The sequence below is a fragment of the Amycolatopsis eburnea genome, assembly GCF_003937945.1.
GTDB lineage: Bacteria > Actinomycetota > Actinomycetes > Mycobacteriales > Pseudonocardiaceae > Amycolatopsis > Amycolatopsis eburnea.
The window spans coordinates 168,447-191,920 of record NZ_RSEC01000063.1 but is presented as its reverse complement, the minus strand read 5'-3'; the positions used below and the strand labels follow the sequence as shown (position 1 = coordinate 191,920).

Annotated in this window: 16 protein-coding genes and 1 riboswitch; of the genes, 6 read left to right on the top strand and 10 right to left on the bottom strand. The window is 71.7% G+C overall.

Annotated features, from left to right (window positions below):
- Window positions 1-46 precede the first annotated feature (46 nt).
- On the top strand, window positions 47-1,198 hold the full coding sequence (locus EIY87_RS44670; protein WP_125316151.1) for an FAD-dependent monooxygenase: 1,152 nt from the start codon (window positions 47-49) through the stop codon (window positions 1,196-1,198).
- On the opposite strand, the gene metH is transcribed toward EIY87_RS44670, so the two are convergent.
- Window positions 1,180-4,809, bottom strand: coding sequence for a methionine synthase (gene metH, locus EIY87_RS44665; RefSeq protein WP_125316150.1), 3,630 nt, complete (start codon window positions 4,807-4,809; stop codon window positions 1,180-1,182). The genes EIY87_RS44670 and metH overlap by 19 nt on opposite strands.
- 14 nt (window positions 4,810-4,823) lie before the next feature.
- A riboswitch (S-adenosyl-L-homocysteine riboswitch) is annotated at window positions 4,824-4,902 on the bottom strand.
- A 294-nt stretch (window positions 4,903-5,196) separates the two neighbouring features.
- Here metH and EIY87_RS44660 point away from each other — a divergent pair.
- Window positions 5,197-6,054 (top strand): LLM class F420-dependent oxidoreductase, encoded by an 858-nt coding sequence (locus EIY87_RS44660; protein WP_125316149.1) that lies wholly within the window; start codon window positions 5,197-5,199, stop codon window positions 6,052-6,054.
- Window positions 6,055-6,254: 200 nt separating this feature from the next.
- Here EIY87_RS44660 and EIY87_RS44655 read toward each other — a convergent pair whose 3' ends face one another.
- Complete coding sequence (locus tag EIY87_RS44655) at window positions 6,255-7,640, bottom strand: sugar porter family MFS transporter (protein WP_191984505.1); 1,386 nt, start codon at window positions 7,638-7,640, stop codon at window positions 6,255-6,257.
- Between the two features lie 225 nt (window positions 7,641-7,865).
- On the opposite strand from EIY87_RS44655, the gene EIY87_RS44650 reads away from it, so the two are divergent.
- Entirely contained in the window at window positions 7,866-10,583 is a 2,718-nt protein-coding gene (locus tag EIY87_RS44650) for a cellulose binding domain-containing protein (RefSeq protein ID WP_404800158.1), read from the top strand.
- A gap of 272 nt (window positions 10,584-10,855) precedes the next feature.
- Here the strand turns inward: EIY87_RS44650 and EIY87_RS44645 are convergent, their stop codons facing one another.
- From EIY87_RS44645 to EIY87_RS44625, 5 genes are read right to left on the bottom strand one after another with little or no spacing between them, the layout of a single operon-like run.
- Window positions 10,856-11,857 (bottom strand): zinc-dependent alcohol dehydrogenase family protein, encoded by a 1,002-nt coding sequence (locus EIY87_RS44645; RefSeq protein ID WP_125316147.1) that lies wholly within the window; start codon window positions 11,855-11,857, stop codon window positions 10,856-10,858.
- 26 nt (window positions 11,858-11,883) lie between these two features.
- Complete coding sequence (locus tag EIY87_RS44640; RefSeq protein WP_125316146.1) at window positions 11,884-12,582, bottom strand: HAD family hydrolase; 699 nt, start codon at window positions 12,580-12,582, stop codon at window positions 11,884-11,886.
- Window positions 12,579-13,382: a carboxymuconolactone decarboxylase family protein gene (locus tag EIY87_RS44635; protein WP_125316145.1), complete on the bottom strand. Its 804-nt coding sequence runs from the start codon at window positions 13,380-13,382 to the stop codon at window positions 12,579-12,581. The genes EIY87_RS44640 and EIY87_RS44635 overlap by 4 nt, the downstream gene beginning before the upstream one ends.
- Window positions 13,383-13,417: 35 nt before the next feature.
- Window positions 13,418-14,242: an AfsA-related hotdog domain-containing protein gene (locus tag EIY87_RS44630; RefSeq protein ID WP_225440414.1), complete on the bottom strand. Its 825-nt coding sequence runs from the start codon at window positions 14,240-14,242 to the stop codon at window positions 13,418-13,420.
- Entirely contained in the window at window positions 14,239-15,684 is a 1,446-nt protein-coding gene (locus EIY87_RS44625) for a hypothetical protein (RefSeq protein WP_225440413.1), read from the bottom strand. The genes EIY87_RS44630 and EIY87_RS44625 overlap by 4 nt, the downstream gene beginning before the upstream one ends.
- A 605-nt stretch (window positions 15,685-16,289) precedes the next feature.
- Here EIY87_RS44625 and EIY87_RS49220 point away from each other — a divergent pair.
- Entirely contained in the window at window positions 16,290-17,438 is a 1,149-nt protein-coding gene (locus EIY87_RS49220) for a cellulose-binding domain-containing protein (protein ID WP_125316144.1), read from the top strand.
- A 1-nt stretch (window position 17,439) separates the two neighbouring features.
- Here the strand turns inward: EIY87_RS49220 and mgrA are convergent, their stop codons facing one another.
- Both mgrA and EIY87_RS44610 read right to left on the bottom strand, forming a co-directional pair.
- Entirely contained in the window at window positions 17,440-18,435 is a 996-nt protein-coding gene (mgrA, locus tag EIY87_RS44615; RefSeq protein ID WP_125316143.1) for an L-glyceraldehyde 3-phosphate reductase, read from the bottom strand.
- A gap of 33 nt (window positions 18,436-18,468) precedes the next feature.
- Window positions 18,469-19,662 (bottom strand): AGE family epimerase/isomerase, encoded by a 1,194-nt coding sequence (locus tag EIY87_RS44610; protein WP_125316142.1) that lies wholly within the window; start codon window positions 19,660-19,662, stop codon window positions 18,469-18,471.
- A gap of 156 nt (window positions 19,663-19,818) precedes the next feature.
- Between EIY87_RS44610 and EIY87_RS44605 the strand changes: the two genes are divergently transcribed.
- Complete coding sequence (locus EIY87_RS44605) at window positions 19,819-20,925, top strand: lytic polysaccharide monooxygenase (RefSeq protein ID WP_125316141.1); 1,107 nt, start codon at window positions 19,819-19,821, stop codon at window positions 20,923-20,925.
- A 158-nt stretch (window positions 20,926-21,083) separates the two neighbouring features.
- On the opposite strand, the gene EIY87_RS44600 is transcribed toward EIY87_RS44605, so the two are convergent.
- Window positions 21,084-22,031, bottom strand: coding sequence for a LacI family DNA-binding transcriptional regulator (locus EIY87_RS44600; RefSeq protein ID WP_125316140.1), 948 nt, complete (start codon window positions 22,029-22,031; stop codon window positions 21,084-21,086).
- Between the two features lie 139 nt (window positions 22,032-22,170).
- On the opposite strand from EIY87_RS44600, the gene EIY87_RS44595 reads away from it, so the two are divergent.
- A complete protein-coding gene (locus EIY87_RS44595; protein ID WP_125316139.1) occupies window positions 22,171-23,442 on the top strand; it encodes an ABC transporter substrate-binding protein in 1,272 nt (423 codons plus the stop codon).
- The last annotated feature ends 32 nt before the right edge of the window (window positions 23,443-23,474 follow it).

Here is a 23,474-nt window from a genome sequence, read left to right as displayed (position 1 = left end):
GCGCTTCGTCAGGGGCCGGTAAGCGCCCCTGGCGAAGCTCGGCGGCATGAAGAACCTCAGCGTCCTGATCTCCGGCGCCAGCATCGCCGGCCCCGCCCTCGCCCACTGGCTGACCCGCTACGGCTGCACCGTCACCGTCGTCGAACGCGCGCCGTCGGTGCGGCCCGGCGGGCAGGCCGTCGACTTCAAGGGCGCCACGCACCGGACCGTGCTCGAGCGCATGGGCATCCTCGGCGACGTCCTCGCGCACCAGACCGGCGGGCAGGACCAGACGATCATCGACGCGACCGGAAAGCCGCAGGCGGTCATCCCCGGCGAATTCACCGGCGGCGAGATCGAAATCCGCCGCGGCGACCTCGCGGAAATCCTCTACGCGCACACGGACTGCGAATACCTCTTCGGCGACACCATCACGTCGCTGATCGAAACCGGCGACGGCGTCGACGTCACCTTCGCCACCGCCGCGCCGCGCCGGTTCGACCTGGTCGTCGGCGCGGACGGGATCCACTCGAACGTCCGGCGGCTGGCGTTCGGCCCGGAGCGCGACTACGTCCAGTACCTCGGGTACCACTACGCGCTGGCCGAGCTCGGCGAGGACGTCGCCGACGGCGACGCGGTGATGTACAACGAGCCCGGCCGGATGGCCGCCGTCGGCGGGCCGAAGGCGTCGGCGTTCTTCGTCTTCGCCTCACCGGAGCTGGACTACGACCGCACGGACACCGCGCAGCAGCGGAAACTGCTGGCCGACGCCTACCAGGGCGCCGGCTGGCGGGTGCCCGAGCTGATGGCCAAGGTCCCCGGGGCCCGCGAGTTCTACCTGGACACCCTCAGCCGCGTCACGATCGACCGCTACTCGCGCGGCCGCGTCGTGCTCCTCGGCGACGCCGCCTACGGCAACACCCTCGGCGGCTTCGGGACCGGCCTCGCGATCGTGGGCGCGTACGTCCTCGCCGGGGAACTCCTCGCCGCCGGCGGCGACCACGAAATCGCCTTCGCCCGCTACGAGGAGCTGTTCCGCGGCTACGCCAAGGTCTCGCAGCGCGGCAGCGCGGGCCCGTTCCTCGCGCCGCCGTCGCCGCTGCGGATCAAGCTGCGGGACTGGACGTTCAAGTCCCGCTTCCTGCTCGGCCTGATGCTCAAGGCGACCGACAAGTTCGCCACGGACATCGAGCTGAAGGACTACGCCCCGGGCTCGTAGGCCAGGTTCGGGCGCAGCCACTGCTCGACCTCGGCCACTTCGACGCCCTTGCGGCGCGCGTAGTCCTCGATCTGGTCGCGGCCGAGCCGCCCGACGGTGAAGTAGCGGGAGTCCGGGTGGGCGAAGATCAGCCCGGACACGCTCGCCGCCGGCGTCATCGCGTACGACTCGGTCAGCGCCATGCCCAGCTCGTCCGCTTCCAGCAGCTCGAACAGCTCGCGCTTCTGGCTGTGGTCCGGGCTGGCCGGGTAGCCCAGCGCCGGGCGGATGCCGCGGAACCGCTCCGCGTGCAGGTCTTCCAGCAGCGGCTCGGCGTCGGGCTCGAACCAGTCGCGGCGGGCCTTGAGGTGGATGTACTCGGCGAAGGCCTCGGCGAGCCGGTCGGCCAGCGCCTTGACCATGATCGCCTTGTAGTCGTCGTGCTCGGCCTCGAACCGCGCGGCCAGCTCCTCGGCGCCGTGGATGGCCACCGCGAAACCGCCCAGGTGGTCACCGGCCGGGGCGATGTAGTCGGCCAGGCAGCGGTTCGCGCGGTCGGCCGGCTTCGACGTCTGCTGCCGCAGCATCGGGAACCCGACCTGGGCGTACTCGCCGTCGAGGAGGATGTCGTCGCCCTCGCTGTGCGCCGGCCAGAACGCGTATGCGCCCTTCGCGGTGAAGCTGCCGTCGGCGATGATCCGGTCGAGCAGCGCGTTCGCGTCGTCGAACAGCTCGCGGGCGACCGGCTGCTCCAGGATGGCCGGGTACTTGCCCTTGAGCTCCCAGGCCAGGAACAGGAACTGCCAGTCGACCATCTCGCGCAGCTCGGGGATGCTCGGCTCGACCACACGCAGTCCGGTGAACGCCGGGGTCGGCAGCTCGTCGAACGACACCCGCTCCGGGTTCGCGCGCGCCTGCTCGAGGGTGAGCATCGGGCGGCGCTGCTTGCTCGCGTGCTGCTCGCGCAGCACCTCCTGGTCGGCCCGGTTCTTCTCGGCCAGCGCGATCGAACGGTCCGGGTCGAGCAGGTCGGACACCACGCCGACCACGCGGGACGCGTCGAGCACGTGCACGGTCGCGTTGTCGTAGGCCGGGGCGATCTTGACCGCGGTGTGCTGCTTCGACGTCGTGGCACCGCCGATCAGCAGCGGCAGCTTCAGCCCGCGCCGCTGCATCTCGGTGGCGACGGCGACCATCTCGTCGAGCGACGGCGTGATCAGCCCGGAGAGGCCGACGGCGTCGGCGCCTTCGGCAACCGCGGTGTCGAGGATCTTGCCCGCGGGCACCATCACGCCGAGGTCGATCACCTCGTAGTTGTTGCAGCCCAGCACGACGCCGACGATGTTCTTGCCGATGTCGTGGACGTCGCCCTTCACCGTGGCGAGCACGATCTTGCCCTGGCCACCGGTCGACGCGAGCCTGCCCTCCTGGCGCGCCTTCTCCTTCTCCGCCTCCATGAACGGCTCGAGGTAGGCGACGGACCGCTTCATCACTCGGGCGCTCTTGACCACCTGCGGCAGGAACATCTTGCCGGAGCCGAACAGGTCGCCGACGATCTTCATGCCGTCCATCAGCGGGCCCTCGATGACGTCGAGGGGCCGCGCCAGCTGCTGCCGCGCTTCTTCGGTGTCTTCCTCGATGAAGTCCACGATGCCGTGCACCAGCGAGTGGGACAGCCGCTCCTCGACCGAGCCTTCGCGCCAGGACAGGTCGACGACGCGCTTGGTGCCGCTGCCCTTGACGTTCTCGGCGAAGGCCACCAGCCGGTCGGTCGCGTCCTCGCGGCGGTCGAAGAGCACGTCCTCGACGAGTTCGAGGAGGTCCTTCGGTATGTCCTGGTAGACCGCGAGCTGGCCGGCGTTGACGATGCCCATGTCCAGGCCGACCTGCACGGCGTGGAACAGGAACGCCGAGTGCATCGCCTCGCGGACGACGTCGTTGCCGCGGAAGGAGAACGACAGGTTCGAGATACCGCCGGAGATGTGCACGCCGGGACAGCGTTCCTTGATCCGGGGCAGCGCGTCGATGAACGCCTTGGCGTAGCCGTTGTGCTCGGCGATGCCGGTGGCGACGGCCAGGACGTTCGGGTCGAAGATGATGTCCTCGCCCGCGAAGCCGGCCTTCTGCGTGAGCAGGTCGTAGGCGCGGGCGCAGATCTCGACCTTGCGGTCGGCGGTGTCGGCCTGGCCCTGCTCGTCGAAGGCCATCACGACGACGCCGGCGCCGTAGTCGCGGATCGTGCGCGCCTGGGCCAGGAAGGGCTCCTCGCCCTCCTTGAGGCTGATCGAGTTGACCACGCCCTTGCCCTGCAGGCAGCGCAGGCCGGCTTCGAGCACGCTCCACTTGGAGCTGTCGACCATCACCGGGATCCGGGCCACCTCGGGCTCGGTGGCGATCAGGTTGAGGAAGGTGGTCATCGCCTGCTCGGAGTCGAGCAGGTCGGCGTCCATGTTGACGTCGAGCAGGTTGGCCCCGCCGCGGACCTGCTCCAGCGCGACGTCGACGGCGGCCTGGTGGTCGCCGGACTCGATGAGCCGGCGGAACCGCTTGGAGCCGGTGACGTTGGTGCGCTCGCCGATCATCACGAACCCGGTGTCGGGGCCGATGCCGAACGGCTCGAGCCCGCTGAACCGGGTGTGCGTGCGCGGTGCGGGCACCTCGCGCGGCGTGACGCCCTTCGCGGCTTCGGCGATCTTCTCGATGTGCGCCGGGCTGGTGCCGCAGCAGCCGCCGACCAGGTTGACCAGCCCGTCGCGGGCGAACCCGCCGATCAGCCCCGCGGTCTGCTCCGGCGTCTCGTCGTAGCCGCCGAAGGCGTTCGGCAGCCCGGCGTTGGGGTGGCAGGCGACGTAGGCGTCGGCGATCCGGGCGAGCTCCTCGACGTGCGGGCGCATCTCCTCGGCGCCCAGCGAGCAGTTCACGCCCACGACCAGCGGCTTCGCGTGCTCGATCGAGCTCCAGAACGCCTCGACGGTCTGCCCCGAGAGCGTCCGGCCGCTGAGGTCGACGATGGTCACCGAGATCCACAGCGGCAGGTCCGGCGCCACCTCGCGGGCGGCGGCGATCGCGGCCTTGCAGTTCAGGGTGTCGAAGATCGTCTCGATCAGCAGCAGGTCGACACCGCCCTCGGCGAGCCCGGCGATCTGCTCCGCGTAGGCGGCCTTGACCTGCTCGAACGTCACTGCCCGGTACGCCGGGTCGTCGACCTTCGGCGACAGGCTGAGCGTGACGTTGAGCGGGCCGATCGAGCCGGCGACGAACCGGCCGCCGAACTCGTCGGCGGCCTGGCGGGCCAGCTGCGCGCCGCGGACGTTCATCTCGTGGACGTGGGACTGCAGCCCGTAGTCGGCCTGGCCGATGCTGGTGGCGGTGAAGGTGTTCGTCGTGGTGATGTCCGCGCCCGCGGCCAGGTACTGGCGGTGGACGTCGAGGATGACGTCCGGGCGGGTGAGGTTGAGCAGGTCGGGGTCGCCGGTGACGTCGTGGGTGTGCTCGCCGAAGCGGTCTCCGCGGTAGTCGGCGGGGGTCAGCCCGGCACCCTGCAGCATGGTGCCCCAGGCGCCGTCCAGCACCGCCACCCGCTGGTCGAACAGCTCGCGCAGGCGCGCCTCGGACTCTCGCGGGGTGTTCACCGGCAGCCTCCCTTGGTCGGGAGGCGCCCTTGGTTGGTCAATCCCGGCCGAGCGTGGCGGACCCGGTGGTCCGTTGCAGCGCCTCTCGGCCTGTGGTCCACGGTATCGGATCCCCGGCCGCGCACGCCATCCCGCCCCGCCCCGGATTCCACGGACTGGGACGCTCTCCGTCCACAAAGGATTGACACGTTGCCTCCCCGGTCGTCGCGGGCCCCTCCACCGTGCCGGTGAACCACCCCGCCGCTCTGCTCCCCGCCTGCCTACCCGCGTCACGTCCAGCGCGGCTCGACCGGCGCTGGACAAGGTCACCAAGGGTACTCGACCGGCGACCCTCCGCAGCACCCGGCCGGCCTTGAAAACTGAAACACGTTCTAATACGCTCGCTCCGTGGACTACGGAATCGTGCTGTTCACCAGCGACCGGGGCATCACCCCCGCGGCCGCCGCGCGCGTCGCGGAGGCCGCCGGGTTCGCCACCTTCTACGTGCCCGAGCACACGCACATCCCGGTGAAGCGGGAGTCCCCGCACCCGCGCACCGGCGACGCGTCCCTGCCCGACGACCGCTACAGCCGCACCCTCGACCCGTGGGTCGCGCTGGCGACGGCGGCCGCGGTGACGTCGCGGATCAGGCTGTCCACGGCGGTCGCGCTGCCGGTGGAGAGCGACCCGATCACCCTGGCCAAGACGATCGCGAGCCTCGACCACCTCTCCGGCGGCCGCGTCACGCTCGGCACCGGCTTCGGCTGGAACGTCGACGAGCTGAACGACCACGGCGTGCCCGGCACCCGCCGCCGCACCGCGCTGCGGGAGTACCTCGAGGCGATGAGTGCACTGTGGACGGAGGAAGAAGCTTCCTACGACGGCGAGTTCGTGTCGTTCGGGCCGAGCTGGGCGTGGCCGAAGCCGGTCCAGGCGCACATCCCGGTGCTGCTCGGCGCGGGCCCGACGGAGAAGACGTTCCGCTGGATCGCCCGTCACGCCGACGGCTGGATCACGACGCCGGCGGACACCGACCTGGACGGGCACGTGGCGCTGCTGAACGAGATCTGGGCTGCGGAGGGACGCACGGGAGCGCCGCGGATCTGCGCGCTCGGCGAGCGTCCTGACCCGGAACGGCTGGCGCACCTGGACGCGCTCGGGGTGACCGAGACGATCTTCGGGCTGCCGGACCGGGCGCCGGAGGAAGTGGAAGCCTGGGTCGGCCGCCTCGCCGGCAAGCTGGGCCTGGCCGCACCGGTGGGCTGAGCACGCCCGGACGTAGTCTCAGCCCAGGGCCCCGGCAAAGTCGGGCAGCACGGCCGATCCGCCCCTCCGCGATGTCATGAAAGGGTCGTTCACCTCACCAGACGACATGAACGACCCTTTCATGACATCCCCGCGACGCCGGGCAGACCACGCGGCCGGCCACCCGCTCACCGACGCGACTTTGCCGGGCCCCTGACGTCTCAGCCCTTCGCGCCGACCCCCTGCCGCGCCCGGAGGTCGAGTTCGATCTGTTCCAGCGTGCGGCCCTTCGTCTCCGGGACCAGCCACTTCGTCAGCCCGAACAGCACCACGTTGATGCCCGCGAACAGGAACATCGAGCCGCCGATGCCGAGGGACTTCGGGTCGGAGATGATCGGGAACACCGCGCTCACGATGCCCGTCGCCGCCCACAGGACGACGCTGCTCACGCCCATGCCCGCCGCGCGGACCTTGAGCGGGAAGACCTCGGACATCATCACCCAGACGACCGCGCCCCAGCCGAGTTCGTAGCCGACCAGGTAGAGCACCATCATCACCAGCATCAGGATGCCGCGCAGGCCGGTGTCGTGGACGTTGAGCACGATCAGCCCCGCCGCGGCGAGCGTGAGCACCATGATCACGTTGCCGATGAGCAGCAACGGCTTGCGGCCCCAGCGGTCCACCACGAACACGACCCACGCGGTGAACAGGAACTTCGTGACGCCGAGCAGCACGCCGGACAGCAGCGCGGCCTGCGTGGCGAAGCCGAGCCCGATGAGCATGGTCGGGAAGTAGGCGTTGATCGCGTTGACGCCGCTGAACTGCTGGCCCACCGCGAGCAGCACGGCCACGAACAGCATCGGCCGCACCCAGCCGGCGAACAGGTCGCGGAAGCGCGGCTTCTCTTCGGTGTCCATCCGGATGACTTCGCGGATGGTCGAGATCTCCTCGTCGAGGTTCACCGAATTGCCGTGGGCACTGGCCAGCACCCGCCGCGCCTCCTCCTCGCGGCCGTTCTTGAGCAGCCAGCGCGGGGTCTCCGGCAGGAACGCGAGCCCGGCGAGCAGGATCGCCGCGGGCACGATCGCGCCGGCGAACATCCACCGCCACGCCGAAACCGGGCCGAGCCAGTAGCTCACCAGGAACGCGATCAGGATGCCGCTGACGATGAAGATCTGGTTCAGCGCGCCCATCGCGCCGCGCAACCGCGCCGGCGCCAATTCGGACAAGTACGTCGGAACCGTCGACGAAGAAAGCCCGATGCCCACTCCGATGACCAAGCGGGAAAGCACGAGCAGCGTGAACGTCGGCGAGAAAGCCGCCGCCAGGGTGCCCACGATGACGATCGCCGCGGCGACCATGATCGTGCGGCGCCGGCCGAGCGCTTCGTTGGTGCGGCTGGAGAACAGCGCGCCGACGATGGCGCCGACCGACAGGCTGGCGGTGATCACGCCCTTGTCCCAGCTGGTCAGCGCCCACAGTTTCCCGATGAACGGGAGCACCCCGGAGATCACGCCGAGGTCGTAGCCGAAGAGGATGCCCCCGAGCGCACCGAAGAAGTACAAGGTGGTCCGGCTGATGTGCCGCGCCGGGGCTGTCTGCGTCATTGCCGGGTCGCCTCTTTCGTAGGTCCAGTCCAGCGGGCACCACACTCACACGCCGGAAAAACCCCGACAAGGCCGCGCGCGATAACAATTCAGTCACCTGATCGATGTTCACATATGTGACAGCCTCGAGATGGCTCCAAATCCAAAGTGGACAGTCCTGGTTGCCGAAATCATCGAACGCTTTTACCGTCCCCTGGAAGCGCTCCCAGAGCCGTGGAGGCCGACGTGAGACGACTGCTTTCCCCCAGCACACCCCGGGTTCGCCGGCTCCTCGCGGCCGCGCTCGCCCTCCTCCTGCCCGCCGCCGTCGCGATCACCGCCGGCGCGCCGGCCGCGCCCGCCGCACCGGCGTCCTACACCTGGCGCAACGCCGAGATCGGCGGCGGCGGGTTCGTCCCGGGCATCGTCTTCAACCAGACCGAACCCGGGCTCGTCTACGCCCGCACCGACATCGGCGGCGCGTACCGCTGGAACCCCTCGACCGGTCGCTGGCTCCCGCTGCTCGACTCGGTCGGCTGGACCGACTGGGGCCACAACGGCGTCGTCAGCCTCGCCACCGACGCCGTCGACCCGGACCGCGTGTACGTCGCGGCCGGGATGTACACCAACAGCTGGGACCCGAACACCGGCGCGATCCTGCGCTCGGCCGACCGCGGTGCCACGTGGCAGGCGGCGGCGCTGCCGTTCAAGCTCGGCGGCAACATGCCCGGCCGCGGCATGGGCGAGCGGCTCGCGATCGACCCGAACCGCAACAGCGTCCTCTACCTCGGCGCACCCAGCGGCAACGGGCTCTGGCGCAGCACCGACTCCGGCGTCAGCTGGGCGAAGGTGACCAGCTTCCCGAACCCGGGCACCTACGCCCCCGACCCCAGCGACCCGTCGGGCTACTCCAGCGACAACGAAGGCGTCACCTGGGTGACGTTCGACCCCACGACCGGCACCAGGGGAAGCACCACGCAGACGATCTACGTCGGCGTCGCGGACAAGCAGAACACCGTCTACCGCAGCACCGACGGCGGCGCGTCGTGGACCCGGCTGGCCGGCCAGCCCACCGGGTACCTGGCGCACAAGGGCGTCCTCGACCCGGTCGGCGGCTACCTCTACCTCGCGACCAGCGACACCGGCGGCCCCTACGACGGCGCGAAGGGCGACGTCTGGAAGTACGCCACGAAGACCGGCGCCTGGACGCGGATCAGCCCGATCCCGTCCGACAGCACGGACGACTACTTCGGCTACAGCGGCCTGACGATCGACCGGCAGCACCCGAACACGCTCATGGTCGCCACGCAAGTCTCGTGGTGGCCGGACGTGATCTTCTTCCGCAGCACCGACGGCGGCGCCACCTGGACGCGGATCTGGGACTTCACCAGCTACCCCGACCGGTCGCTGCGCTACACCCAGGACATCTCTTCGGTGCCGTGGCTGACCTTCGGCGTCCAGGCCGCTCCCCCGGTGCCGTCGCCGAAGCTCGGCTGGATGACCGAGTCCGCGGAGATCGACCCCTTCGACTCGAACCACTTCCTCTACGGCACCGGCGCGACGATCTACGGGTCGACCGACCTGACGAAGTGGGACAGCGGCGGGAAGATCACGCTCAAGCCGGTCGTCGGTGGCCTCGAAGAGACCGCGGTGCTCGACCTGATCAGCCCGCCGTCGGGCGCGCCCCTGCTGTCCGGCCTCGGCGACATCGGCGGGTTCCGGCACGACAGCCTCGACGCCGTCCCGGCCACGATGTACACCCAGCCGGTCTTCACCACGACCACCAGCCTGGACTACGCCGAGCTGAGCCCGGCGACGATCGTCCGGGCCGGCACGCTCGACCGCAGCGCCCGGCCGAACGACAACCGGATCGCGTTCTCCACCGACGGCGGCAAGAACTGGTTCCAGGGCGCGGAGCCGTCCGGCGGGGCGAGCGGCGGCACGGTCGCCGCGGCCGCCGACGGCAGCCGGTTCGTCTGGAGCCCGGACGGCACCCCGGTGAGCCACTCGGTCGGCTTCGGCTCGTCCTGGACGGCGTCCGCGGGCATCCCGGCCGGCGCGGTGGTCGAGTCCGACCGCGTCGACCCGAAGCGGTTCTACGGCTTCGCGGCCGGGAAGTTCTACGTCAGCACCGACGGCGGCGCGACCTTCACCGCGACCGCGGCCACCGGCCTGCCCACCGGCTCCGCGCACTTCAAGGCGATGCCCGGGGTGGCGGGGGACGTCTGGCTCGCCGGCGGCTCGGGCACGACGTACGGCCTCTGGCACTCGACCGACTCCGGAGCGTCCTTCACGAAGCTGGCGGGGGTCACCGAGGCCGACAACATCGGGTTCGGCAAGGCCGCCTCCGGCCGGACGTATGCGACGTTATACACGATCGCGAAGATCGGCGGGGTGCGCGGGATCTTCCGGTCGGACGACGCGGGCGGGTCGTGGACGCGGATCAACGACGACCAGCACCAGTACGGCAACATCGGGGCGGCGCTCAGCGGGGATCCGCGGGTGTACGGCCGGGTCTACGTGGGCACGAACGGGCGTGGCGTGATCGTGGGCGACTCCGGGGGTACCGAACCCCCGCCGACGACGACCACCACGCCCACCACGTCCACCCCGCCCACGACGACGACCACGCCGGCGCCGTCGGGCTCGTGCACGGCGGCCTACGCGGTCACGAACCAGTGGCAGGGCGGCTTCCAGGCCTCGGTGAAGGTGGGCAACACGGGCACCGCCGCGGTGAACGGCTGGACGGTGGCGTGGACGTTCGCGGACGGCCAGCGGGTGACGCAGGCGTGGAACGCGACGGTCACCCAGACCGGCACGGCGGTGTCGGCGGTGGACGCGGGCTGGAACAAGACGATCCCGGCGGGCGGCAGCGCCGAGTTCGGCTTCACCGGCACCGCCGGCGCGACGAACTCCAAGCCCGCGTCGATCTCGCTCAACGGCCGGCCCTGCACGCCCGGCTGACAAGCCGGGCGGGAAGGGGGTTTCAACCCACCCCCAGGCGGTTGAAACCCCCTCCCCGCGCCCCCAGTCCGGACACTCCGCCCGAGCAGCCGCAGCCTGCTCGGGCGATGTCCTGGTATCCACCACTCTCCCCGGTGCCGACAGCGGCCGCCATTCCTGTCGAAACGAGACTTTTTCGCCCGAACCCACCCGCACTGACCTGCGGAAAGCGGCGCGCGGGGTACGGATATACCCAGCCGGGACGGCAAAAGTTACCCGGTGCGGCGGGCGGCTCAGTCGCTTTCGAGGACGACCTTGCCGATGTGGCTGCCGGACTCGAGGTGCTTGAGCGCTTCTTCGACCTCGTCGAAGGCGTACCGGCGGTCGATCACCGGCCGGAGCCCGGTGTGCTCGACGGCCCGGTTCATCGCCTGGAACGTCTCGCGGGAGGCGTTGGTGAGCCCGCGCAGGGTCAGCTGCTTGACCAGCACGAGGATCGGGTCGGCGCCGCCCTCGTGGGTCAGGACGCCGGCGACGCTGACGTGCCCGCCGTAGCGCGCGGCGATCACGGACTGGCCGATCGTGCCGCCCCCGCCGACGTCGACGACGTGGTCGACGCCGCCGCCGGTCAGCTCGGCCACCGCGGCGCCCCACTCCGGCGTCGTCGCGTGGTTGAGCGTCTGGGTGGCACCCAGTTCGCGGAGCCGCTCGAGCTTCTCGTCCGAGCTGGACGTCGAGACGACGTGGGCGCCGCCGAGCGCGGCGAACTGCAGCGCGAACGTGGACAGGCCGCCGCTGCCCAGCGTGAGCACGGTCTGGCCGGGCACGAGCCGGCCTTCCTCGACGACCGCGCGCCACGCCGTGACGCCGGCGCTGGGCAGCGTCGCGGCTTCGGCGTAGTCGAGGTGCGCCGGGACGCCGACGAGCGCGTCCTCGGCGAAGACGGCGTACTCGGCGAGCACGCCGTCGAGGGTGCCGGCCAGGTCGTCCGCGGTCTTCTCGGGCGTGCCGGGCCCGGACAGCCAGTCCGGGAAGTAGGTCGCGGCCACCCGGTCGCCGGTGGTCCAGGCGCGCACGCCGTCGCCGACCGCGACGACCTCGCCCGCGCCGTCGGACAGCGGCACGACGTCCGGCTTCACCGGCTTGGGGTAGAACCCCTTGACGATCATCAGGTCGCGGGCGTTGACCGCCCACCCGCGCAGCCGGACCAGGACCTGCCCGGGGCCGGGTTCGGGGACGTCGCGCTCGCCCAGGACGAGCCCGGCGCCGGGACGGGGCAGGGAAAAGTACTTCACGGCGGCTCCAAGGGTGCGGGAACTCCTCAACGAGGCCAGTGTGTCGAAGTCGCGAGCTCCGCGTCGACGGTCTCCAGGAGTTCCGGGGTCAGATCGGCGAGCGACGCCGCGAAGTGCCGGACCCCGTACCCGGCCATGAAGTCCCGCTGCCGCGCGTGGGCGGGGCTCGACGGGAAGCCGATGAACCCGGCGCCGTGCGCGCGGGCGTCCTCGGCCACCCGGCTGACGTCGTCGACGAACACGATCTCGTCGAAGCCCACACCGAGCGCGGTGCCGGTGATGTGGGCGACGCCGGGCCGGTGCTCGTTGATGCTCACGTACGGCACCTCGGGGTCGAGCAGGCCGGCGAACTCACCGAGGTACTGGTCGAAGGTGTGCTCGCGGGTCCGGCCGCCGTAGCAGACCAGCCGCACCGGGAGTTTCGAGAGCGCTTCCAGGCACTCCCGCGCCCCTTCGGCGACGCGGATGGGATGCTCGGCCAGGTACTCCTGCCGCGCCGCCCACAGCTGCTTGAGCGTCTCCCCGGCCGGCTGGTCGAGCCCGCAGAGCGCGGTGACCTTCTCGGCGACGACGATGTCGCGCAACCCGATCACGTCCCGCTCGGCGGCGGCGTCGTAGACCCCGCCGTGCGCGGTGACGAACCGCGCGATCATGGCCAGGTAGGTGTCGTCGATGAGCACGCCGTCGCAGTCGAGCGCGACGGCGCGCAGCTTCTCGAAGGTCATCGCTGCGCGAACACTTCCCGCGCGGCGCCGATCGCGTTGAGCGCGGCCGGGAACCCGCAGTAGAACGCCAGGTGCAGGACGGTCTCGACGACCTCCTTCTCGGTGCCGCCGACGTTGAGCAGCCCGTGGATGTGCACCTTCAGCTGCGGCAGCGCGGTGCCGAGCGCGACGCACGCGGCGATCGTGACGAGCTCGCGGTGGCGCAGGCTCAGCCCCGGCCGGGTGTAGACCTCGCCGAAGGTGAACTCGATGATGTAGGTGGCCAGGTCGGGCGCGATGTCGGCCAGCGCGACGGCGACCTTCTCCCCCGCCTCGCCGTCGACCGCCTTCATCGCGGCCAGGCCGCGCTCGTAGCGGTCTTCGATGCCCGCCCACGGCACGTCGGCGGGTTCAGGCGACGGCTCGTCCGCCGGCAGGCCTTCGAACGCCGCCTTGAGCGCCGTGAGCGCGTTGAGCGTGGCGGGGAACCCCGCGAACGAGCTGACGTGGATGACCGCCTCGACCAGCTGGCGGCGGGTGCAGCCGACGTTCAGCGCGGCCTTGGCGTGGAACTGCAGCTGCGAGCCCGCGTACCCGAGCGCGGTGAGCGCGGCGACGGTCGTCAGCTGCCGCTCCGGCAGCTCGAGGCCGGGCCGGTGGTAGACGTCGCCGTAGATGAACCCGACGCACTGCTCGCCGAACTCGGCCTCGCCGATGCTCTCGAACAGGTCCAGCACGGCCGGCCGGTCCGCCCCGCCGAGCTGCTGGATGAGTTTCAGTCCCTGGGCGAAGGACGCCGAACGGTCCGGCTCTTCGGACATCGTGGTGTGGTTTCCCTTCCGGAGTGGGTTTCGGGTCAGCCGAGGTAGGCCCGGGTGGCCTGGTCGGCCTTGCGGCGTTCCAGGGTGTCGATGCGCCCCTGCGCGATCATCGAGTACTCGATGACGGCGGTGGCCACGGTGCGCTCCTGCTGGCGCACCGCCGTGGTGGCGCGGAACTTGAGGTTGGTCTCCCTGGCGAGGTCGGACTCTTCGATGAGCGACTCGACCGTGGCCGGGAGCGGGAACAGGAAGTCCTGGAAGGACAGGTCGATCCGCTTCCACACCCCGGCGTACGCGGCCGTGGCCAGGCCGGGGCGGATCGCGGTCTCGAACTGGGCGATGCAGATCTGGCGCATCGCCTCGACGATCACGATGCCCTGCACGTGCTCGCCGGTGTGGTGGTCGAGGACCAGCTCGTTGTCCCGGTGGATCCGGAGCTCGGCCCGGCAGTGCCCGGCCGACGGGCTGTGCACGCCGGCCAGCAGGACGTTCTCGGGGCGGTCCTTGTGCACCAGGACCGAGCGTTCCGGCAGGCGCCGGAACGCGTCCGGGTCCGCGAAGGTCACGGCGACACCGCTCTTCTCGCGGGCCGCTTCGAGCACGTCGTGGTCGGTCGCGTCGACGCCTTGGCCAAGGTGGACGACCCAGTGGCAGCCGTCGGCCTCCGGGCCGTCGCCGGGGTCTCCGGAGGCGAGCAGCGCCAGCAACCCGGACACGGTGATGACCCGGTCGCCGCGGGCGAACCGCGCGAAGCGGTCGGCGACCACCACGACGTCGCGGCGGGTGTGGCCCTCGCGGGCGCGGGTCTGGGCGTCGTTCAGCGGCACCGGGGACGTCACCCGGGTGGGGTCGCCCGTCACGGGCGAGCCGAAACGTGGGCGTCCAGGACCGCCTCGGCGAGGTCGCGGGCGGTCGCCGCCGCCCGCCAGCGGGGCTCGTTCAGCTCGGTCGCCAGCACCTTCAGCATCGCGTGCACCATGTCCGGTTGCTTGCCGACGTCCGCGGCGAGCACCGGCTCCACCTGCGCGGCGGCGCCGTCGAGGTCGCCCAGCCGCAGGTGCGCGCGGCCCGTGTCGATCCGGATCATCGGGTCCATGGCCTCCCAGCGGTGTTCCCGCGGCAGCTTCTCGTAGGCCTCGCGGGCGGTGGTGAACTCGCGCAGCGCGGCGGACGCCTGCCCGACCGACAGCAGGGACGTCCCGGCCATGTAGTGCCGCCGGTCCTTCGTGATGTTGAAGAACCGGTCTTCGCCGCCCGCCCCGAGGTCGGGGTCCTCGATGCTGGTCCAGCGCGCGATCGCGTCCAGCACCTGCGGCTCGGCCTGCACCGACGACCAGCCGCGCGCTTCGGCGAGGATCAGCGGCGCGTCCGTGAGGCGCCCGCCGACGTGGTAGTTGAGCCCATCGGCGGCCAGCCGCGCGGACTCGACGCCGTTGCCCGACCAGAACGCCACCCGCGCCTGCGACGTGCGCACCCAGCGGCGGGCCAGGAAGTCGTCGGCGTACTGGGTGTAGAGCCAGGCGGCGGAGTTCAGCTGGCGCGAAAGCCGGTACCGGCCGAGGTCGCCCGCGATCCAGGCCATCATCGCCGAGCACTTCGCCCCGACGAGCAATAGGTCCTGCGTCTGCTTCGGCCGCTGCCTGCCCTTGAGCAGCGCCGAAGTCCGCTCGTCGATGACGGTGAGCTGGCCGAGGATCGCGTCGGGCGCGGTGCGGGTGTAGGCACCGCCCAGGAAGTCCAGGTCGGCCCACAGGTCGTCGAGCTGGACGTCGTCGACGTTGGTCTGGGTCAGGAGAATCGCGTCATCGAGCGCACTTGCCCCGATTTCCTCGTCTGGCCGGGTTTCTCCGCGCGCGGCGGTGCGAGCGGGCGGCACGGGCACGAGCGGTGCCGCCGGTTCCGCGTCGGCGTGGTACTCGGCCAGGTCCTTGGCCGGCAGCTGCTCGAGATCTCGCAGGCCCAGCAGCGATTTCCAGTTCGTGCCGTAGACCCCGGCCAGCACGCGCAGGGCCGCGACGGTCGGCCGGACGCCGCGGTCCGGCCACTGCTCGTACTCCCAGATGCGGGTGCCGCGCATGCCCGCGCGGGGGTCGCCGGTCGCGGCGTTGTAGTGGTGCGCCGCGACGTCGAGCGAGAGCTCGGACGCCAGCCGCCACGCGGTGCGCGGCGGGATCCCGCATTCGACCACCAGGTTCTCCGCCACCCGGGCCGGGATCGCCTCTTCGGGGAAGCCCAAGGCGGCCAGCCGGTCGCGCAGTTGTGCACGGTACGGCTTACTCCCTGGCTTGACCTGTCGGCTCATCGTTCACCCAGTGCGGTTCGGAGTACTGGTGCACACGGAAGACAGTACCCCAGCGTGACGGCGGGGGCCCAGGGCGTCACCGCCGCCGGGACTGTGAGATTTCCGAGATGTTGAGCCCGCAACAAGGGTTTCCGCCACGCGCGGGGTCCGGCTTCGGTTTCGGCCACGGGCCTTCGACGCCGGTGCGCGCCGATCCGTTCCACATAGGACTTCGGCGGTGATGAGAGCGCTCCCATCGGGTCGGCGTCCCGCCGCCCTTCCCGCCCCCGGCGTGATCTTGAACCGGATTCCCGGAATCCACTCCAACGGCGGCACCACCGGGCGTGCAGCGGTCGCGCAGTGCGATCACCGGACCCGTTGCCCGCCAACGGGTTCGGCCGTTCAGTACGGTTCAGTGCCCGCCCACGGGCCGCACGGCACCGGAAACCGGGCCACCGGATCGCGGCGCGTCCGGGTCGCGCTTTACAAGACCGACATCCCGGGGTTACTTTTTCGGCGGCTGGAAGCGCTCCCATGCCAGGTCGCCTCGCCAAGAACGCGGCCACCACCCAGGGGCGTCGTGGTGCAGGCCACGGCGCCCCTGTCCGCGTCCCGGGAGGATCCCGATGCCCCGCAGGTTCGCCGTCGCCCTCGCCGCGCTCTGCCTCGCCGCGGCGGGCACCACCGCGGTCCTCGCCGCCGGTCCGGCCGCCGCCGCGCCGGCCTGCTCGGTCACCTACCGGGTCAACCAGTGGCAGGGCGGCTACACCGCCGACCTCACCGTCACCAACGGCGCGACCGCGCTCTCCTCGTGGACCCTCACCTGGCACTACGCCGGCACCCAATCCGTCACGTCGGCCTGGAACGCCACCGTCCGCCAGTCCGGGACCGCCGTCACCGCGGAAAGCCTCCCCTACAACGCCACCCTGCCCGCCGGCGGTTCCGTGTCGTTCGGCCTGCAGGGCACGGGCAGCGGCGCCGATCCGACGGACTTCGCGCTCAACGGCGTCTCGTGCGGTGAAGAGGCTCCGCCGACCACGCCCGTCACGACACCGACCACCACCACGCCCACCACGACGACGTCGACGCCGCCACCCGCGGGCTGCGCGGACGCGGCGCTCTGCGACGACTTCGAGCAGCAGACCGGAACGACGCCGGGCGGGCGCTGGACCGTCGGCGCGGCGAACTGCCAGGGCACCGGCACGGTGACCGTCGACGGCTCGGTGGCGCACTCGGGGACCCGCTCGGTCAAGGTCACGGGCCAGGGCGGCTACTGCAACCACGCGTTCCTCGGCACCGCCGTGAGCGGCTCCGGCGTGCTGTACGGGCGGTTCTGGGTGCGCCACACCACCGCGCTGCCCACCGGGCACGTCACCTTCATGGCGATGCGTGACAGCACCGACGGCCGCGACCTGCGGGCCGGCGGGCAGAACCGCGCGCTGCAGTGGAACCGCGAGTCCGACGACGCCACCCTGCCCGCGCAGAGCCCGGCCGGTGTCGCCCAGAGCGTCCCGCTGCCGACCGGGGCCTGGTCGTGCTTCGAGTTCCGGCTCGACGGCGCGGCCGGGCAGCTCCGGACCTGGCTCGGCGGCAGCGAAGTACCCGGGCTCGTCGTCGACGGCGTCCCGACCGCCGACGTCGACCAGCAGTGGCTCGCCCGGTCCTGGCACCCGGCCGTGACCGACCTGCGGCTCGGCTGGGAGAGCTACGCCGGCGACGCCGACACGCTGTGGTTCGACGACGTCGCCGTGGGCGGCTCCCGGATCGGCTGCTGAGCTACCGCCCGGCGAGCCGGTCGATCTCGGCCAGCTCCTCGTCGGTGAACTCCAGGTTCGCGGTGGCCGCGACGGTGTTCTCCAGCTGCGCGACACTGCTCGCGCCGATCAGCGCGGACGTGACGCGCCCGCGGCGCAGCACCCAGGCGATGGCGAGCTGGGCCAGCGTCTGCCCCCGCCGCTTCGCGACGTCGTTCAGCGCGCGGATCGTGCCGAGCGTGTCCTCGGTGAGGCGGTCGCGGGTGAGGAACGGGCTCGCGCCGGCCGCGCGCGAGTCGGCCGGGACGCCGTCGAGGTAGCGGTCGGTCAGCAGGCCCTGGCTCAGCGGCGAGTACGCGATCGAGCCGACGCCGTGCTCGCCGAGGGTGTCGAGCAGGCCGTCCTCGACCCACCGGTTGAGGATCGAGTACGACGGCTGGTGGAGCAGCAGCGGCGTGCCCAGCTCCTTCAGCGCGGCCAGCGCGGCTTCGGTCTGCTCGGGCGAGTAGTTGGAGATCCCGGCGTAGAGCGCCTTCCCCGACCGGACGGCGGTGTCGAGGGCACCCATGGTCTCCTCGATCGGCGTCTCCGGGTCCGGGCGGTGGGAGTAGAAGACGTCGAAGTGGTCCAGTCCGGTGCGGGCCAGGCTCTGGTCCAGGCTGGCGAGGAGGTTCTTGCGCGAGCCCCACTCGCCGTACGGGCCGTCCCACATGAGGTAGCCCGCCTTGGACGACACCAGGATCTCGTCCCGGTACGGGCGGAAGTCGGCCGCGTAGTGCCGCCCGAAGTTCGCCTCGGCCGCGCCGGGCGGCGGGCCGTAGTTGTTGGCCAGGTCGAAGTGCGTCATGCCGAGGTCGAACGCCCGGCGCAGCACCGCGCGCTGGACGTCGAGGGGCTTGTCGTCCCCGAAGTTGTGCCACAGGCCGAGCGACACGGCGGGCAGCTTCAGCCCGCTGCGCCCGGCCCGCCGGTACGGCATTTCCGCGTACCGGTCCCCGGCGGCGGCGTAAGGCGACATGGTTCTCCTCGGTCGAGCGGAATCGGGCGGAGTCTAGCGACGCGGGGCGAGCGCGCCGGCGAACGACGCGGCCGGCGGCAGCGTGGGCAGCAGCGTCGCCTGGTAGGCGTGGTAGATGTCCGGCTTGCCCGCCCACACCGACGCGGCCGGGCGGTTCTCCGGGTCGAGTTCGTGGTGCCACGAGCCGAGTTCCCGGTCGGCGAAGCAGGCTTCGGCGTAGGCACACCACTCCTGGAACCGCTCGAGGTACACCGGCTCGCCGGTCTCCTGGTGCAGCGTCCACGCGGCGGCGATCGCCTCCGCGACGACCCAGTGCAGCCGGGTGCGCACGACCGGCGTCCCGGCGAAGTCGGTGGTGTAGACGAACCCGGGGTGCCCGTCGACGGCCCAGCCGGTCCGGGTCGCGGTCTCGAACAGCGCGGCCGCGTCCGGGAGCAGCCAGTCCGGGGCGCCGTCGCCGAGCGCGCGCTTCACGTGCACGGCCAGGCGCGCCCACTCGAAGAGGTGCCCGATCGTCGCGCCGAACGGGCGGAAGGGGTGCGCGGGCTCGGCCCGGTTGAACTCCAGGCGCACCCGCCAGTCCGGGTCGTAGTGCTCCGGCAGCAGCCAGCCGTGCGCGCGGGCTTCGCCGTGCACCAGGTGCTCCACAATGGACAGCGCGCGGGTGGTCCAGACCCGGTCGCCGGTGACGTCGGCGGCGGCCAGGAACGCCTCGACGGTGTGCATGTTCGCGTTGGCCCCGCGGTAGTCCTCCAGCTGTGTCCAGCCGCGGTCCCAGACGTCGGCGACGAGCCCCGGCCCCGGCTCCCAGAAGCGGCGTTCGACGACGTCCAGGGCTTCGGCCAGCAGGTCTTCCGCGCCGTCGGCCCCGGCGGCGGCCGCGCTCGACGCGGCCAGCACGACGAAGGCGTGCTCGTAGGCGCGCTTTTCTGACAACGTTGTCGTCGCGTACCAGCCACCGTGATCCGGGTCGCGGAGCAGGCCGGTCAGCGCCTCGACGCCGTGGGCGACCTGCGCCCCGGTCGCGGCGCCTTGCACTTGCGCCAGCGCGAAGACGTGCGTCATCCGGCAGGTGATCCAGGTTTCGACGGGCCGGTCGAGCACCGGCCGTCCGGAGTCGTCGAGCCAGGCGAACCCGCCGCCGGGGTGCGCCGCTCGCGCGGCGAAGCCGAGCAGCCGGAGGGGTTCGGCCCGCACCCAGGCGGGGACCGGAGACGGACTTTCCACGCTGTGCCTTTCTCGGTGATCGACGACCTCCGCCAAGGTAGGCCAAGGCGGCCGCTCCGGTCACCGCGGGCTGTTCCGGAAGTGACCACCACCGCGTAAGCTGACCTTGAGAGCGCTCCCAGTCTTCGTTGCACGCTACCCAACGAAGGGACAGACGTGACCAGGAGACGAAGTACGATCCTCGCCGCCGTCACCGTGCTGCTGGCGAGCCTGACCGCCGTCCTGCTGAACACCGGCACGGCCGAGGCGCACGGCGCGATGATGAAACCGGGCAGCCGGACCTTCCTGTGCTGGCAGGACGGGCTGAGCTCGACGGGGCAGATCATCCCCCAGAACCCGGCCTGCTCGGCCGCGGTGAACACCAGCGGCGCCAACTCGCTGTACAACTGGTTCGCCGTGTTGCGCTCCGACGGCGCCGGCCGCACGCGCGGGTTCATTCCGGACGGGAAGCTGTGCTCCGGCGGCAACCCGGGCTACGCCGGCTTCGACCAGGTCGGCGACTGGCCCCTGACCCACCTGACCTCCGGCGCGACGTTCGACTTCTCGTACAACGCGTGGGCCGCGCACCCGGGCTGGTTCTACACCTACGTCACGAAGGACGGCTGGAACCCCAACCAGCCGCTGACCTGGGACTCGCTGGAGGACCAGCCGTTCCTGACGATCGACCACCCGCCGGTGACCGGCCAGGTCGGCACGGTCGACGGCCAGTACAAGTGGAGCGGCGCGCTGCCGTCGAACAAGACCGGGCGGCACATCATCTACTCGGTCTGGAAGCGCTCCGACAGCGCGGAGACGTTCTACGGCTGCTCGGACGTGACGTTCGACGGCGGGCACGGCGAAGTCACCGGCGTGAAGGACCCCGGCACGCCGACGACGACCCCGACCACGCCGACGACACCGACCACGCCCACGACACCGACCACGCCGACCACACCCACGACGCCGACGACGCCCGCCGGCTCGTGCATGGCGATGTACGAGATCACCAACGCGTGGAGCGGCGGCTACCAGGCCACGGTGACGGTGATGAACCACGGCACGACCGCGTACAACGGCTGGCAGGCGAGCTGGACACTGCCGCAAGGCCAGACGGTCGGCAGCGTCTGGAACGGCACGGTGAGCCAGTCGGGTTCGGTGGTGACGGTCCGCAACGCCGACTGGAACGGCCGGATCGCCGCGGACGGGCAGACGACGTTCGGCCTGGTCGTCAACGCGACGGGCAGCAACCCGGCCCAGCCTTCACCGACCTGCCAAGGAAGCTGACCGTCCACTGCGGACAGCCCAAGCACCCCAATGTGGCCTTGGTTGCGTCAGACGCACCCAAGGCGGCCTTCGGTGCGTCTGACGCACCGAAGGCCGCCTTGGGGCGCTGGCAACGTGACAACAGCGCCAGTGCCGCCCGACGGGTGCCGGCGCGACCCTCATCCCCGCGCGGGGCCGGTACTCCCCCGCGTCACCAGCGACGGCCGCGGCGCGCAGACGTCCGCCGCCTCCTCGCCCACCAGCAGCTCCCGCAGCACCACCGCCGCGAGCGCGCCCAGCTCCGCCAACGGGCGCCGGACCGCCGTCAGTGCCGGGCGGACCAGGCGGCACAACGGCGAGTCGTCCCACGACACCACCGAAACGTCGCCCGGTACCGCCAGCCCCAGCTCGCGGGCCGCGGCCAGGGCGGCGACCGCGAGCACGTCCGTGTCGCACACCAGCGCCGTCGGGGGGCGCGGGACCGCCAGCACGCGGTGGGCCACCCCGGCACCCGCCTCCACCGTGGCAGCGTCGGCCGTGCCCACCGCCAGGAAGCCCATGCGGGCCGCCGCCGCGGTGAAGGCGGCCGCGCGGGCCGCCGGGTCGGCGAACACCGCCGGGCCCGCGATCCGGACCACCCGGCGGTGGCCCAGCGCGGCCAGGTAGCCGAGCACCTCGGCCGCCGCCGCGGCGTCGTCCACCCACACCGAGGGGACGCCCGGGGGCCCGGGCGGCCCGCCCAGCCGCACCGCGGGCACGCCGGGTGCCGGGCACCGCGGCCCGGCGAGCAGCAGCCCGTCCACCTTGCGGTGGCCCGGCCCGCGCACCGGCAGCAGCAGCGACACCGGCCCGAGCTCGCGCTCGACGCCCTCCAGCAGCGCCACCAGGAACGGCTCGATGCCGAGCACGTCCGGGGCCCGGTCGAGGACCAGGCCGATCGCGCCCGTCCGGCCGCCGGCCAGTGCCCGCGCCGTGCTGCTCGGCGACCAGCCGAGCCGGCGGGCGATTTCGGTGATCCGCTCGCGGGTCGCCTCGGAGACGCCCGGGCGGCCGTTGAGCGCGTACGAGACGGCGCCCTTCGACACGCCCGCTTCGCGCGCGATGTCAGTGATCGTCGGCCGCTTCACCACGTCCCTCCGTTCGCCCGGTGTCCGTCCGGACACCCGCCGTCGCGCACCTTGACACCCGCCGCGCCCGGAACGAGACTCCCCTCCGGGAGCGCTCCCAATCACGAGGGAGTGATTCGTGGACGGGGAGTGCGCGCGCATGAAGCAGATTCGAAGACGGCTGGCCTGGATCGCCGCGTTCGTCTTGCTGGTCCTGACCGCGGGCTGCGGTCCGGCCACGCCCGAGAAGATCACGCTGACGCTGGCGACGTTCGGGCAGTTCGGCTACGAGGACCTGATCCCCGGCTACGAGTTCACCCACCCCGGGCTCACCGTGCGCCAGGTCCGCACCGAGCAGGGCGGGCCCTACCACCAGGACCTGCTGGCCAAGCTGCAGAACGGCGGCGAGCTCGCCGACATCCAGGCCGTCGAGGAGGGACACCTCGCCGACGTGCTCGCGCAGGCCGGCAAGTTCACCGACCTGGCCAAGGTCGGGCCCGCCGACGTCCGGCCCGGCCGGTGGCTGGAGTGGAAGTACGAGGCGGGCCGCAGCAAGGACGGCAAGCTCGTCGGCTACGGCACCGACATCGGCCCGCTCGCCATGTGCTACCGCAAGGACCTGCTCGAAGCCGCCGGCCTGCCGACCGACCCCGGCTCGGTGAAGACGATGTTCGCGACCTGGGACAGCTACTTCCAGGCGGGCGAACGGTACGTCAAGCGCTCGAAGGGCAAGGCGTGGTTCGACTCCGCGGCGCAGAACTTCAACGCCATGGTCAACCAGCTCCCGGTCGGTTACCTCAACCGCGACGACCGCTCCACGCTGGAGACGAACACCGCGCTGCGCGACGCCTGGAACCAGGTCACCACGGCGGTCAAGCAGGGCCAGTCGGCGGGGCTCACCGCGTTCGCCGACGACGGGAACAACGGCCTGCGCGTCGGGGCCTTCGCGACGAAGGTCTGCCCGTCCTGGATGCTCGGCGTCATCGAGCAGCAGGCCGGCCTCGGCAACGCGGGCAAGTGGGCGATCACCGACGCCTTCCCGAACGGCGGCGGCAACTGGGGCGGGTCCTACCTGACCGTCCCCGCCTCGAGCCCGCACGCGAAGGAAGCCGCCGCGCTCGCGGCGTGGCTCACCGCGCCCGAGCAGCAGCTGCACGCGTTCCGGGTGAGCGGGAACTTCCCCAGCCAGGTCGACGCGTTCACCTCCCCCGACCTGCTGAGCGAGATGAACGGCTACTTCGGCGGCGCGCTGAGCGGCCAGGTCTTCGTCGCCCAGGCGCAGAAAGTCGGGAAACCGCAGTACAAGGGCCCGGGCGACGGCAAGATCCAGGAGACGGTGATCGCGCCCGCGCTCAAGTCCGTCGAGCAGGGCGCCGACCCGGCCGCGGTCTGGGAGCAGGTGCTGATCGGGGTGCGCCGCGTGGTGCCCTGAGCCCGGGACGGGCGCCCCGCCGCCGCGCGCCG